A 15,447-nucleotide genomic window follows, 5' to 3' on the forward strand; every position below is an offset into this window, starting at 1 on the left:
TTATAAGTTAAACGCCCCGGTAATTTTAAGTAACAAACTTAAAAATATGGGACATGAAATTTATAAACTTCGCCATAGTCAGGTTTTCATGTTTACTAATGTTGGGGATTCTTACGGCCCACTTCTTCCCTATTCCCTATCTCATTCTCAGACCCCTTCTATTTCTATTTTGTCTAACAAGCATCTTATGGTTGATATCACGAAAGCAGTTAATCCAGCAGATTTATTTTGGAAGTGCTACCTATCTCTGCTTCTTCGCAGTTGGATATTTTAGTTACCAATTGAGATTGCCACAATTTCGGCCCAATCATTTCACATATTTTGTGGCTGAAGATGCTCCGAAAATAATTCAGATTAAGATTTTTCAGACTTTAAAACCGGATAACTATAACTACAAATATTTTGCAAATGTACAAGCCATAAATGAAATACCTGTAAGTGGTAATATAGTTTTAGTTATGGCCAAGGATTCCCTGCACCCAGAGTTTAAACCAGACGAAGTACTATTGGTTTATGGTTCAATTTCTACAATTCCACAACCTTTAAATCCACATCAGTTCGATTATTCAAAATACATGAAATCTCAAGGGGTTTATGGTCAAATTAGGGTTTCAGAAAAGCAAGTTTTAAAAGCGATGTCGAGTCGCTCCACAATATTTGGTACAGCCCAAAACCTCCGTACTGGAATAGTAGAGAAACTGAAGGAATCAAAACTGAAAACTGATGAGCGTGCTATTGTGCAGGCCCTTATCTTAGGTGAAAAGAAGGATATTGACAAAAGTCTTTATGACGAATATGCCGCTGCGGGTGCGGTGCACATTCTAGCAGTATCGGGTCTTCACGTAGGCATTCTTTATGCAATACTTGCCGTCTTATTTGCTCCTCTTAAACGGTGGAAATATGGAAACATTCTCGGTTCCGTTTCAATTATACTTTTGTTATGGTTTTTCGCCATTCTCTCAGGATTATCTCCCTCCGTCACTAGAGCTGTTACTATGTTCAGCTTCTTTGCCTTTGCGCAAATATTGCAACGGAGGACCAATGGTATCAACACGCTTTTTTTATCGCTGTTAACCATATTAATTATTAATCCGCTATGGTTGTTTCAGGTGGGGTTTCAACTGAGCTATCTTGCTGTATTTTTCATTTTATGGTTACATCCTATTCTCTATAAAATCGGCTATTCTACAAATTGGTTCCTGAGGAAATTATGGGGAATTGCGAGCGTAACAATCTGTGCTCAAATTGGAGTTTTACCTCTTAACCTATATTACTTCCATCAATTTCCAGGATTATTCTTATTAACCAATATCGTTGTCTTGCCCTTCCTAACTATTTTAATGTGTGGTGGATTGCTTATAGTAATCCTGGCTGTTATAAATACTTTGCCCGATTGGCTTGCGGAAACTTACAATGCAATGATAGAGGCGCTTAACGGATTTATCTATTGGATAGCAGATAAAGACGAATTTCTTTTCAAGGATATACATTTCTCAACTTTAAAAGTTTTGGGAACGTATCTAATGGTCATAGCATTGGGAATGCTTTTGAGAAAGTTAAATTATTCCCGGCTCGTGTATTCCCTATTGTCGATGACCATACTGGTAGGGGTTTTTATATATGATGAATTCAGAACTTCTAAAAATCAATTAATATTATTTCATAAGAATAATAAAACTATACTGGCTTATAAACGGCGCGGAGAAATGTTGATTTTTCACAATGATTCTACCGCTGATGCTGGAAATGCCTATCCTATAAAATCATATAAAACCGCCATGAACATTAGAAATATTTCAGAAACATCCCTACCCACGGTTGTGAGTTATAAGAATAGGAATATTCTAATTTTGGACAGTCTAGCATTATTCCCAAAACAAGGAAATATTCATACAGTAATCCTTACGGAAAATTCTAAGGTAAATCTAACGAGGCTTATTGATAGTGTGAAGCCCTTTCGTGTTTTGGCAGATGGCACAAATTATTATTCTTATAAAAATCGATGGAAAGCCACTTGCAAATTAAAAAAGCTCCCGTTCTTCGATACTGCAGAACAAGGAGCTTTCCTAATAGAATAGTCTGAATATGAAACGCAAAAGACTATTCTAAAATGTATACTTAAAATTCTTTTGATATTCCTCCCAAGCCTCAGGTGTGGTTAACTTCATATAATCATCGTTGTAGATCATCTTTAGAAAAATCTCAAGTTGCTGTGGTGTTCTATATCCCGGCACTCCTTGGATGAGATCACCATTTTCCCTGAAAAATACCACTGTGGGATAAGCATTCACTTTTAAGGCATGAGCGAGCAGATGCTGGCTGTTCCTTCCCTTTCTTTCCGCTTGATAATTCGGATTGGTATAGGTAAAATCCTGATAGGTTATGGATTCGTTGCCTTCGGCATTAAATTTTACAGGGTAATAATTCTTGTTTAAATACTCAGCCACATTCTTATCGCTAAATGTATTTTTATCAAGCATTTTACACGGTCCGCACCAAGTGGTATATACATCCATAAAAATCTTCTTCGGATTTTCTTTTTGGGCGGCTAAGGCCTCTTCCATAGTCATCCAGTTTACCTGTTGCGCGGTTATTGAGCCAAATGCCAATAACAAACAAAGTAGAAATATATTTTTCATCAAAGTCTCTTTTTATTAATAATGTAAAAGTAAGAAAACAAAAAACGTTCCACAAAAAGGAACGTTTTTATAAAAAAAGTATTGTGTATTAACGTATTCCGTGCATCAGCCTTTTCAATACGGGATTTAATAACATTGAAATTATTCCAACTCCGATAGGAATTAATGTAAAAATCAAGAAGAATGTTCCAAGGGAATATTCCGCAGAAATTTTATCGATCATTCCGCCCATAGTATTTGCGGCCTTTTGCCCAACGGCAATTGCCAAATACCAAACACCAAACATAAATCCAATCATTCGGGCCGGAACCAACTTACTTAAATAAGACAACCCAAGAGGAGACAAACATAGTTCGCCCATAGTATGGAGGAGGTATGCCAGAATCAAGAAAATCATGCTGACTGAGGCAGTCATTGCCCCAGGTGGAATATCGGAAGCACCATAGGAAAGAATGGCAAAACCAAGACCCAACAAAATCAAACCAATTCCATATTTCATGGCTGCACTGGGATTGTATTTGCTCTCCCACCATTTTGAGAAAAGCGGAGCAAGGGTAATAATAAAAAATGAGTTCAAGATTCCGAACCAAGTGGCATCTACTTCAAGGTGTGGTTGGCTGAATTTATCTACAAGCCTATAAATAACAAGGGCCCAAATAATAACAAAGGCTAGCGACAAGGCAAAATTTGACCACGCAATCCTATGATGGGTTTTCTTGACCAACAGAAATATCACCCAAGTAATAATTATAAGAGGGACAGTGGTAAGAAGCGTATCCACTATCCTAAATATATTTGCTGAATTTCCTGTTAATGTCCTATCGGTATAATCTTGTGCAAACAAGGTCATAGAACCTAAGGACTGCTCAAAGAAGGCGAAGAAAAAAACCGTAAACAACGCGAATATGGTTACGGCAATCAGTCTGTCCCTAACAATAGGAAGGTAGCGAGCTATACGGGTTACAAGCAAAACAAGAAACATAGCCAGTGCAGCCAATACAACGATATTAGTTCCGCTCATACCTCCTATTTCAAAAGGAACCAAGGAATAATCATAAATAGTATCTAAAGGATCATTAAATAAATATAACAGACCACCAATTGAGGATAGGACTATTAAAACATAATCGAAAGAGGTAAAAGGGTTGAGTTTTATTTCAGCTTTTATTTCTTCTTCAACATTTTCAGGAGTCTCATTTCTATCAGCAGTTGGAATAACTACAGCTTCCTTTCTAGCTGGTTTATCTCCCACTTTTCCGAAGATTTTGTGAGCAAGAATAAACTGCAGCATTCCCAAGAGCATAAAAATACCGGCAAGTCCAAAACCATAATGCCATCCATAATTTTCGCCAAGGTAGCCACAAAGCATCATTCCGAAGAATGCACCGGCATTTACACCCATATAAAAAATAGTGTAGGCACCGTCCTTCTTGGATTCGCGGGTTTTGTACATTTCAGAAATAATGGATGTAATGTTCGGTTTAAAGAAACCCGTTCCTATTACCAAAAAGGCCAGACCTAAATAAAAGGTAAGCGTAGTGTCCAACGCCATTGCAGCGTGACCCATAGTCATAATAATACACCCAATAATTACCGCTATGCGATATCCTGTAAATTTATCGGCTATCCATCCGCCCACAATGGGTGTTAGGTACAACAGCGAAGCATAGGTACCAATTAACGATAGTGCATGCTCCCGTGGCCAGTCCCATCCGGGATTGTTACTTAAAAAAGGAGCGGTAAGAAATAAAATTAAGAGAATCCGCATTCCATAGAATGAAAAACGCTCCCACATTTCGGTAAAGAAAAGTATAAAAAGTCCCGCGGGATGTCCCAGAACCGTGTCCTTAAAAAGTTTTTCGATGTCAGTATTCATAGATATAAAAATAAATTCTCAGTTGATTTTAAAAGTTGAATAGCTTTAAAAAAGAATTATCCATTTATTGTAGGATTTCCCAAATCAAATTTTTCCTGTTCGGGAACAAATTCACGTTCGTTATCCTCTACTCCGTGAGTCAATTTTTCAAATCGCTTTCTCACTATGAGAACCAAAAATCCGAAGGCTACGGAAAAGATGGCTATCCCTGTAAATACGGTAAATTCTCCTAATGACGAAGCAGATTCTCCCAAGAGCCCGGCAATCTTATCGCCAAATCCGGTCATAGCAAAATAAATTCCCATCATTATGGATGCATATTTTACTGGAGTAAGTTTAGTGATATAGGAAAGTGCTACTGGTGAAAGACACAGTTCGCCAGTAGTATGAAAAAGATAAGCAAGGACCAACCAATACATTGCAGAAGAACCTTCGGCTTGATATTGTGCTGCAGCCCCTGTCATAAAGAAAAAACCTGCACCCATTATAATCAGTCCGATACACATTTTGAACAAAGAAGATGCGTTTTTTCCCTTAAGCTTTCTCTTGGCCCAAAACCCAGCTACAAAAGTTCCAAGAATAATTATATAAGCCGGATTTAAGGACTGGAACCAAGAGGCGGGTATTTCAAAAGTTCCCAAAAACCGGTTGGTCTTTTCCATGGCATAAATATTCATCAAACCTCCGGCCTGCTCATAAGCGCCCCAAAAAACGATAACTAAAAGAAACGATAACAAAAGCACTTTGATTCGATCCTTTTCTATCTTGGTTAACGGACGTTTGGCAGCAGCCACTTCTTCCGGATCGGTACTTTTTGGAAGATGGTTGCCTACATGCTTTAAATGCTTTTGACCTACAATATACTGAATCAAACCAAGTGTCATTCCGATTGCCGCCAATCCGAAACCATAATGCCACCCATAGACTTCACCTACGTATCCTACGATAAGGCTTGCAGCAAAGGCACCCACATTGATCCCTATATAAAAAATGGTAAATCCTTTGTCACGTCTTATATCCCCCGGAGCATATAAGCCCCCGACCATGGTAGAAATATTTGGTTTAAGCATTCCTACACCTGCCACAATTAAAGCTAGACCTGAATAGAACGCCCATACTTCTTCCACAGATAATATTCCATGACCGAAAACCAGTAAGATCCCTCCGTAGAGCACGGACTTTTTTTGCCCGATAAATTTATCAGCAATCCAACCACCTGGAATTGACATAACATATACCAACATGGTATACCAACCGTACAAGCTTAAAGCTTCCTGATTTGTCCAGCCCAAACCAGCATTTCCATCTGTGGTTCTGGCTACTAAATAAAGTACTAAAATAGCCCGCATTCCATAATAGGAGAAGCGCTCCCACATTTCCGTAAAGAACAGAATATAGAGCCCAATTGGATGTCCAAAAATTTCCTTTTGCTTATGGTAGGTAACGGGTTCGTCCATTTGATATGTTTTTAGTTAATGCACATAGAATCCATTAACGAATTCCGTGCATCATTTTCTTTAATTTCGGATTGAAAATCAACAAGAGCACCGCGGCAAACATTGGTATTCCGGCAATAATCAAGAAGAATGTTGACATTGAGTATGTTTCTGAAATTCTGTCAATATACGCTCCGGTTTGGCCAGCGATAAAGTTGGCGATAGCGGAAGCTGTAAACCAAAGACCAAACAACAATCCCGATAAGCGTTTTGGTGATAACTTGGATACATAAGACAGCCCTACTGGCGATAAACATAATTCTCCCGTAGTGTGGAAGAAATAAGCAAGAATCAACCAGATCATACTTACTGCGGCAGTTTCTGCACCCTGGGGAATACTACTGGATCCAACTGCCAATACAATAAAACCGACTCCTACCAATGCCAATCCCATTGCGAATTTAACAGGACCTGAAGGGTTCCATACTTTTTCCCACATTTTACTAAAAGAAGATGCTAGGGTAATGATGAAAAAGGAATTCAAAATTTGGAACCAGGAAACCGTAACTTCTGTTTCCTCTAGGTTAAATTCTCTATTTACTTTCCAGATTCCTAATATCCAAATGATAACAAATGAAATGGCCGTAAAAATAATGGTTAATGGATAATCTTTAAAAATCCTCTTACCTAGACCATATAATACATAGGAAACAATAAGAATAGGGAAAATAGTCAATATTGCGTCCACCCACTTAAATATACTTCCGGCGTTACCTTCAAGTATTCTCTGTGTATAATTTTTAGCAAAAACAGTCATAGATCCTCCAGCTTGCTCAAAGGCAAAGAAGAAAAATATACTTGCAACCATTAAAACCCCAACTACTACCAATCGGTCTCTTACAATATGTGCCTCTGGTTCTGGCTCTTCATCCTCGTCAACAATTTTTTCAACAGGAACCTCACTTTTTGCAGGTGGCTCCTCTCCTATTATACCAAAAATCTTTTGACCAAAATAGAATTGTAGCATCCCAAATAGCATAAAGACTCCTGCCAATCCAAATCCATAATGCCATCCCACTTTTTCACCAATATATCCACAAAGCAACATTCCTAAAAAGGCACCGGCATTAATTCCCATATAGAAAATGGTATAGCCTGCATCCTTTTTGGCACTATTATCAGGGTACAATTGTCCCACCATAGAGGAAATGTTCGGTTTAAACATCCCGTTCCCTAAAATCATAAATACAAGACCGATGTAAAAGAAAGTTGGGCTTACCATTTCCAACGCCATAGAAGCATGCCCCAGCGTCATTATCAATGCCCCTAATAAAATAGCTTTTCTAAAGCCAGTAAATTTATCGGCGATAATACCTCCAATTAGCGGGGTTAAATAAACCAGTCCGGTATACCAGGAATATAACTGTAGTGCTTCCGCGCTCGTCCATCCCCAGCCCTCCTTACTAATTTCGGTTATCAAGAATACCGTCAATAACGCACGCATTCCATAATAACTGAAACGTTCCCACATTTCGGTAAAAAACAGGATAAACAAACCAGCGGGATGCCCCATTACCATTTTATCGTCTATGCCGCGTTTCGCAAGGTGCCTTGCCAATTGAGGATCATCTATTCTGCCCATAAATTGAATTTAAGTTATTTGTTATAAGTTCTTTTTTATAAAATCGGTCATTAATGTATATAAATGCAATCGTGTATTTCCACCATAGATCCCATGGTTTTTATCGGGATAAATTCGCCAATCAAACTGCTTGTTTTCCTGTACTAGAGCCTCTACCAGACGCATCGTATTTTGAACGTGGACATTATCGTCAGCACTTCCGTGAACCAAAAGAAATGCGCCCTCTAAATTTTTAACGTGCGATAGCGGGGAGTTTTCATCATAACCAGAAGGATTCTCCTGTGGAGTTTGCATATAACGCTCAGTATAAATACTATCATAAAATCTCCAACTGGTTACCGGTGCCACGGCAATTGCCATTTCGAAAACATCGGGAGCCTGGAACAAACAATTTGAAGCCATAAACCCACCGTAACTCCAACCCCAAATTCCCGTGTGGGCTGGATCTATATACGGGAGTTCACTTAGTTTTTTAGCAGCATCAATTTGATCTTGGACCTCGTATTTACCGAGTTCCTTTTGAGTCATTTTCTTAAACTTACTTCCTTTAAAACCAGTTCCGCGACCATCAACACACACCACAATGATATCCTGCTCATTGGCAAGCATCTGATGCCAATAATCATTTGTACCCATCCAGCTGTTTGAAACATTTTGTGAACCGGGACCCGAATACTGGTACATAAACAATGGATATTCTTTTTTAGGATCAAAATCCAAAGGCTTTATCATATACATATTCAGGTCTTCCCCATTGATAGGGATGGTGGAAAATTCCTTAGGTGAAATTTTATAAGAAGATAACCGTGATCTTAAATCGTTATTGTTTTTGATTTCACGAATCATTTTTCCTGATTTGGATTCGTAAAGAGAATAGATATACGGAGTGGTTGCGTTTGAAAAAACATTGATAAAATAAGTGTAATCTGCACTGAAATCGGCACTATTGGTTCCTGTTTCCTGGGTCAATCGCACTTTGTTTTTCCCTGATGGCAATATAGAATAAACATCGCGGTTAATACTTCCATTTTCGGTGCTTTGGTAATAAACCCGTCCAGTATTCTCATCAAAACCATAGAAATCGGTAACCTCCCACGAACCTTTAGTTATCTGATACAGCAACTTGCCATTTTTATCATATTGATAGATATGATTCCAGCCATCTTTTTCGCTAGTCCAGAAAAAGCTATTGTTGCCTAAAAATGTCAGATTATCGGTAATATCGACATAAGCAGCGTCTTTTTCTTCCAAAATCAATTTGGAAGTATTGTTTGCCGCATCCACAAAAACCAAATCAACAGCATTCTGATGACGGTTGGTAAGTTGAACGCTAAGAATGTTATTTTCTTTGGTCCATTTCAAACGGGGAATGTAGTAGTTGTTGTATTTTGAAAGATCTATCTCGGAGGTATTTCCCGAGGCAAGGTCATAAAGTTGTAGAGAAACCACAGAGTTGTTTTCCCCCGCCTTCGGATATTTAAAAGTTTCTGGATACGGATAAAGATCACTTCCATATACGTCCATACTATACTCAGGTACATCTTTTTCATCAAACCTTATGTAAGCCAATTTGTCACCGTTAACGCTCCACTCAAAAGCACGAACAAAGGCAAATTCTTCTTCATAAACCCAGTCCGTAATTCCGTTTATAATACTATTTTTCTTCCCATCCTGTGTAATCTGCTTGGTTTCATTAGAGTTTAAATCTTTTATGTAAAGATTGTTCTGAAAACCGTAGGCAATTTTAGTTCCATCATTGCTTAAGGTGGGTTCTTGAATTTTATTTGTAGAAACAAGGGCGATTTTCTGGGTTTTTGTATCGTAAACATAATAGGTACCTAGAGAGGAGCGGCGATAAATCTGCTGTAATTCTGTTGAGAATAGGATTTTTGATTCATCCTTATTTAGTTCATACGATATAATATAATTTACTCCGGGAAAGTTCGAACTGTTTAATAGTGTGCGGACTTTTTCTCCATCTTTATATCTATAAACATCTATGGTGGAGGCTTTCTTGTTTCTATCGTAATTTAGCACTGCATATTCCTTTCCATTTTTAAGCGATCGCAGAACGTCCATTCCTTGTGTGCGAAATTCACCACCCCATATTTCTTTAAGAGTTATGTCCTTTTTCTGTGAGGTAATGGGGGAAAAAGCTGTGATAAACAACAGTAAAAGAGAGAGCGAAATAAGTCTGTTCAAAATGTTAAATTTTTGGCATGCCAAGTTTACTAATTTTTTGTGAAAGATGCGTCCGTTTTTCTGTTAAATAAGGATTTTAGAGGTATTCGAAGCAAAGAAGGGTTTTAAACAAGTGTACCAAATTGTTAGAAATCTTCCCTATGGAAATTTCCTAATTAGAAACTTCTTAAACCTCACGGAGTTGGAACGGCAAAGTCGATCTCTTTCTAATTCACTTTAAAAAGAGCATAAACAAAGAACCTGTATTCCATAAGCTATCAACATTATTTCTTAGTTTTACGGATATTAGATAAAATTCTAAAAAAGGAAAAAAACTCCATTTATGGTAAAAATGAACTCGATGCACTCGAAACATGAGCTAAAATACACCTGGAGGGCAAAAACGTACAGGTCTAGTAATATCGAATTCAAATTGTCCAAAATCTATATTAATAACAAATACACCAATGGTAAATTTTCATAACCAGCATCCCGCCGACATTGCGGAGCAACTGACAGAAATGGAAAGTCAGGAAAGAAATGTTTCTTTCCTTATGCTTCCTGCGGACAAGAAAACGCTTGTATTTCCTTTTTTGAAACCCTTGGTGCAATTAGAAATAATAAAGTCATTAGGAACGAAAGACCTTGCTAATGTTCTTAACAATCTTCCACCGGATGACCGGACAAAACTCTTTGATAATTTTCCTGATCACTTAATCAAAACCTCCATTAATTTACTGAACCACGACGAACGCGAAATCGCCCTAAGTCTCATTGGTTATGAAAAAGACAGTATTGCCCGTTTGATGACGCCGCATTATATACAGACGAAACCCGAGAAAACAGTAGAGCAGGTTTTGAGGCATATCAAATTGGTAGGTAAAAAAGCTGAAACCTTAAATTTTGTTTATGTAGTAGATAAGGACAATAAACTTATCGATGACCTTCGGATTGGACAATTACTTATGGCGGAATCGAGCACCAAAATATCGGAGCTTATGGACTACCATGTGCTATCAATAACATCAACAACCCCCATTGAGGAAGCCATAGATATATTTGACAAATACGATCGTTCGGCCCTACCCATAACTACGGAATCTGGTGTTTTGGTTGGTATCGTAACTTTCGACGACATCCTTGATAGAGTTCAAGAGGAAACCACTGAAGACATACATAAATTTGGGGGTACGGAAGGTTTGGATATGTCGTACACGCAATCCTCATTACGAGATTTGGTGAAAAAGCGTGCAGGCTGGTTGGTAATTTTATTTTTTGGAGAAATGCTTACCGCATCGGCAATGGGATATTTTGAAGGAGAAATTGAAAAAGCGGTAGTGTTGGCCCTGTTTGTTCCACTGATAATTTCCAGTGGAGGTAACTCCGGTTCTCAAGCAGCTTCTCTGATAATTCGGGCAATGGCCCTTAAAGAGTTGAAATTAAAAGACTGGTGGTATGTTATGAAAAAAGAACTTTTCTCCGGACTTATTCTTGGCGCCATCTTAGGATCAATCGGATTTATCCGAATATTTATTTGGCAGGAAACGGGAATATACAACTATGGTGAGTTTTGGTTGTATGTGGCATTGAGTGTATCGGTTTCTCTTGTTTTTATCGTTTTATGGGGAACATTATCAGGGTCTCTAATTCCCTTTATATTACGATGGGTAAAACTGGATCCAGCCACAGCCTCGGCTCCATTCGTAGCAACTTTGGTTGACGTTACCGGTATAATAATCTATTTTTCAATTGCAGCCTTCTTCTTGGCGGGGAAACTTTTATGACCCACTATGAGACAAAGAGATAAGGAAATAGGAATTTATTCAACGAAAGTCTTTTTTATAAGAACTTTGAACTAGAGCTTATTAAATAGCTTGATACCATCAGAATGATTTAAACAAAAAATCCACTCCTTCAACAGAAGAAGAGAGTCTTTCGAAATAAGCTACTCCTTCAATTATAGCCCGACACCTACCTTAATCTCTTATTAAAGGCAAAGTAGAGCACCGAAGCAAACCTTCTTGTTTGGCAATTTCTGCATAAGGAACTTCTTCTACAGTGAAACCGTGTTCTCGTAACCATTTGTTAAGTCGGGAAAAGTTTTTTTCTGAAATGACCACATCTGGAGCAATGGAGAATATATTGCTGTTCATATCGTACATTTCTCGTTTATCGATATGAAAACAGTTTTCCATTCCGAAGAAATCGACGAGCCATTTATACTCCTCTTCTATTAAAAATCCTTCTTTGTGAATAATTGCCTTTCCCATTCCTAAGGGTTGGAAACAGCAATCCAAATGGAGTGCATTTTCATCGGCTACTGTATTACTTTTTCTTAAACTGAAAGATTTTACTTTTTTATGGGGAAATAATTTTTGAAGATGTTCGACCCCTTTCATGTTTGTTCGAGCCGTAATATAGTTGGAATAATCTTTACCATAATAGGTGCCGACAAAAATATAATCGCCCCAAGGCATTACATCGCCTCCCTCAATATGGGCATCCTCTGGAAATTCGATAATCTTTGAAGGATCTATTTGCTTCATTACATCTTCAATGGCATCAATTTCTTGGGACCGGTCGTCTAAAATATTGGCAATTATAAATTTGTCCTCAATTACAAAAGCAATATCACGACAGAAAATCTGATTATAGTCCGCAATTGAATGTGGACGATAGACCTTTACATCATACTTTTCGAGCACCTTTGCCACTTCGTCCATTTCTAAGGTCATGTCCTCGTCGGTGGGATAAGTCCCTGCCTTAATATGTTCGGCAGATTTTGGATCGTAGGCGTGCTCGAGTTTCGGAATAGGACCATTACTATCAGCTCTTCCAAGAACTACCGCTCGCAATCGTGAAATTTCGTCGTTAATATTTAATTTAATCATAGTGTCTAGTCCTAAATAACCGATACAGATTATTAAAGGATTAAATTTATTAATTAAAGCTGAACAATGACGTCATTGTTCAGCTTTTTTGATTTGTATTGTTTTCTTTTCAATTTATTTTGTCCGTGCATTTGTATTGGTGTTAGCATATGATTGGAAAAATGCGGCCTTACATTGTTGTATGTTTTTATTGCACCTGCAATAAGTTGCTGCTTTAAACTAAAATCCTTGACGTTTTTTGCTATGTCAAATTCTTGTTTCAAAATTCCATTTATCCGCTCTGCGATTGCATTTTCGTAAGGATCGTATTTTTCGGTCATGCTTGGGGTGATCCCATTATCATCCAATAATTTTTGATAGTCATTTGAGCAATATTGCAATCCCCGGTCAGAGTGGTGTATTAATGGATACTCTCTTTGTTTTCGATTGTTCAGAGCCATTTCCAAAGCTTTTACTGAACCATCCACAGAAAGTGATGTCGATACATTATACCCTACGATCTTTTTTGAATATGCGTCCGTAATCAATGCCAGATACGATGGATTGGCTCTGGTCCCTACATATGTTATATCGCTTACCCATACAGAATCTGGTCTTTCTATATCCAATGTGCTTACAAGATTTTTATGTTTTCTAAATCGATGGTGCGAGTTTGTTGTAATATGGTACTGTCTTTTTGGAGTTATCAGCATATGGTTAGCGCTTAATATTCTAAAGAGTTTATCTCTCCCTACTTTAAGAGGTGACAATTGATCTTTAAGTAAAAAATATAGTTTTTTACCGCCCAATCTGGGCATAATCATTCGGATCTCCCGCACCATCACTATTACCTTTTGAGCAATGGACTGTTTATGCAGTTTAGTCTTTTTTGATCTATAATATACCTGTCTATTTACCCCGAGCAAATCACAGGTGGAAACTAATGTTTCTTTGTGCTCTTCTTTGAAGAGGTCGATGAGTCGGGTGTGTAATTTTTTCTGATATCAATTTGATATTCCTTTTCAGCCAGATCTACAAGCATATCAAATATTATCGCCTTCTTATCTGCTCTTTCGGCGAGATGCTCCGCACGGTTCTTCTGCTTTTCTAATAACCTTATCTTAGCTTCCAGTTCTAGAATCTTCTGTTCGGGTGTTTTTGCCACAACTTTTTGGGATTGGTTCTCCCAATCAAAAGTACCATATTTTCGCAACCATTGTGTTATAGTTGACCTAGCTTGGATCCCATATTTATGACAAGCTTCGAGTCTTTCAAGTTGACCTGACTCTATTTCTTGAACAACTTGAAGCTTAAAAGAAAGCGAGTAGTCTTTTTGGGTACGCTTGACATACCCAGTATTTTCTGATGTTTTCATTACACTAAAGTTTTAGTGTATCGCTATTTCAGGACGGGACATAGGGCAAATATAAAAAAGCACCCCAATATTGAAGTGCTTTTTTTGCATATTAAGGTTTAGTTCTTATCGTTCCTCGACAGGCACAAATTTACGAAGGGTCTCCCCTATATAAATTTGTCTTGGACGTCCTATAGGTTCCTTATTAAGACGCATTTCTCTCCATTGGGCAATCCAACCTGGCAATCGTCCCAGCGCAAACATCGGGGTAAACATTTCAACCGGAATCCCTAGAGCTCTATAAATAATACCTGAATAGAAATCGACATTTGGATATAGTTTTCTGTCAACAAAGTATTTGTCTTCCAAGGCTTCTTTTTCCAAAGCTTTTGCAATGTCCAACACATCGTCATCCATCCCTAGCGTTTCCAATACGCTGTCTGCTGCCTTTTTGATTATTTTGGCGCGCGGATCGAAGTTTTTATAAACTCTATGGCCGAAGCCCATTAAACGGAACGGATCGTCTTTGTCCTTTGCTTTGGCCATATACTTTTTAGTATCACCTCCATCTTCCTTAATAGCTTCCAGCATTTCGATTACAGCTTGGTTTGCCCCTCCGTGAAGTGGACCCCAAAGTGCTGCGATACCAGCGGAAATAGAAATAAAAAGCCCAGCGTGGGAGGATCCCACAATACGCACTGTAGACGTAGAACAGTTTTGTTCGTGATCCGCGTGCAAAATCAATAATTTATCAAGCGCCTCCAATATAGTTTCATTGGTCTTGTATTCTCCATTTGGTTTTCTGAACATCATTTTTAGGAAGTTCTCTACATAACCCAAACTCTCTCCTCCGTAATCCAATGGAAGTCCCATCCGCTTTCTATAGGTCCACGCAGCAAGTACCGGGAATTTAGCGAGAATCTTTACAATGGCCTTGTACATATCTTCCTCGCTATCCACATTTACAGAAGAAGGGTTGAATGCAACCAATGCAGAAGTAAGAGAGGAAAGAACGCCCATAGGATGTGCCGATTTTGGAAAACCATCCAGAATCTTTTTAACATCCTCGTCCACTTGGGACTGAGCCTTTATATCATTATGAAATTTTGTGAGTTGATCTTTGGTAGGCAATTCTCCAAAAATAAGTAGGTAACAAACTTCCAGAAAGTTGGCCTTCTCCGCCAGTTCCTCTATAGCATAACCTCGGTACCGCAGAATTCCTTTTTCGCCATCCAAAAACGTAATAGCACTTTCACAGGCTCCCGTATTTTTATAGCCAGGGTCCAATGTTACTACGCCATTGGTCTCGCTGCGCAGATTTTTTATATCTATACCTAACTCATTCTCGGTTCCTTCTACCACAGGTAGCTCATATTTTTTCCCATCCAATTCGAGGGTCGCAATCTTTGTCATATATATCGTTTATTTTCTTAATTAACCAGATTCGCT

The 15,447-nt window shown here is 38.2% G+C and carries 11 protein-coding genes; 2 read left to right on the forward strand and 9 right to left on the reverse strand.

Features of this window, described 5'->3' with window-relative positions; translation table 11 throughout:
* Positions 1-191 precede the first annotated feature (191 nt).
* Positions 192-2,078 carry a ComEC/Rec2 family competence protein gene (locus tag EI546_RS07275; RefSeq protein ID WP_164905198.1) on the forward strand — a complete coding sequence of 629 codons (1,887 nt, stop codon included), beginning with the start codon at positions 192-194 and terminating at the stop codon, positions 2,076-2,078.
* A 27-nt stretch (positions 2,079-2,105) separates the two neighbouring features.
* On the opposite strand, the gene EI546_RS07280 is transcribed toward EI546_RS07275, so the two are convergent.
* From EI546_RS07280 to EI546_RS07300, 5 genes are all read right to left on the reverse strand, one after another.
* Positions 2,106-2,639 carry a thioredoxin family protein gene (locus EI546_RS07280; protein ID WP_205649764.1) on the reverse strand — a complete coding sequence of 178 codons (534 nt, stop codon included), beginning with the start codon at positions 2,637-2,639 and terminating at the stop codon, positions 2,106-2,108.
* A gap of 88 nt (positions 2,640-2,727) precedes the next feature.
* Positions 2,728-4,515 carry a peptide MFS transporter gene (locus EI546_RS07285; RefSeq protein ID WP_128249924.1) on the reverse strand — a complete coding sequence of 596 codons (1,788 nt, stop codon included), beginning with the start codon at positions 4,513-4,515 and terminating at the stop codon, positions 2,728-2,730.
* Positions 4,516-4,571: 56 nt separating this feature from the next.
* Positions 4,572-5,972 carry a peptide MFS transporter gene (locus tag EI546_RS07290; RefSeq protein WP_128249925.1) on the reverse strand — a complete coding sequence of 467 codons (1,401 nt, stop codon included), beginning with the start codon at positions 5,970-5,972 and terminating at the stop codon, positions 4,572-4,574.
* A 34-nt stretch (positions 5,973-6,006) separates the two neighbouring features.
* Entirely contained in the window at positions 6,007-7,593 is a 1,587-nt protein-coding gene (locus EI546_RS07295; protein ID WP_128249926.1) for a peptide MFS transporter, read from the reverse strand.
* 21 nt (positions 7,594-7,614) lie between these two features.
* A complete protein-coding gene (locus EI546_RS07300) occupies positions 7,615-9,795 on the reverse strand; it encodes a S9 family peptidase (RefSeq protein ID WP_128249927.1) in 2,181 nt (726 codons plus the stop codon).
* A 446-nt stretch (positions 9,796-10,241) separates the two neighbouring features.
* On the opposite strand from EI546_RS07300, the gene mgtE reads away from it, so the two are divergent.
* Positions 10,242-11,558, forward strand: coding sequence for a magnesium transporter (gene mgtE, locus EI546_RS07305; protein WP_128249928.1), 1,317 nt, complete (start codon positions 10,242-10,244; stop codon positions 11,556-11,558).
* A gap of 192 nt (positions 11,559-11,750) precedes the next feature.
* On the opposite strand, the gene EI546_RS07310 is transcribed toward mgtE, so the two are convergent.
* The 4 genes from EI546_RS07310 to EI546_RS07320 all read right to left on the reverse strand — a co-directional run bounded on the left by EI546_RS07310 (position 11,751) and on the right by EI546_RS07320 (position 15,411).
* Complete coding sequence (locus EI546_RS07310) at positions 11,751-12,665, reverse strand: dimethylarginine dimethylaminohydrolase family protein (RefSeq protein ID WP_128249929.1); 915 nt, start codon at positions 12,663-12,665, stop codon at positions 11,751-11,753.
* A gap of 53 nt (positions 12,666-12,718) precedes the next feature.
* On the reverse strand, positions 12,719-13,570 hold the full coding sequence (locus tag EI546_RS07315; RefSeq protein WP_240673132.1) for an IS3 family transposase: 852 nt from the start codon (positions 13,568-13,570) through the stop codon (positions 12,719-12,721).
* Positions 13,571-13,584: 14 nt separating this feature from the next.
* Positions 13,585-14,019: a helix-turn-helix domain-containing protein gene (locus EI546_RS16330; RefSeq protein ID WP_205649765.1), complete on the reverse strand. Its 435-nt coding sequence runs from the start codon at positions 14,017-14,019 to the stop codon at positions 13,585-13,587.
* A 105-nt stretch (positions 14,020-14,124) separates the two neighbouring features.
* Entirely contained in the window at positions 14,125-15,411 is a 1,287-nt protein-coding gene (locus EI546_RS07320) for a citrate synthase (RefSeq protein WP_128249930.1), read from the reverse strand.
* Positions 15,412-15,447: the final 36 nt, after the last annotated feature.

The organism is Aequorivita sp. H23M31 (genome assembly GCF_004022485.1).
Taxonomy (GTDB): Bacteria; Bacteroidota; Bacteroidia; order Flavobacteriales; family Flavobacteriaceae; genus Aequorivita; species Aequorivita ciconiae.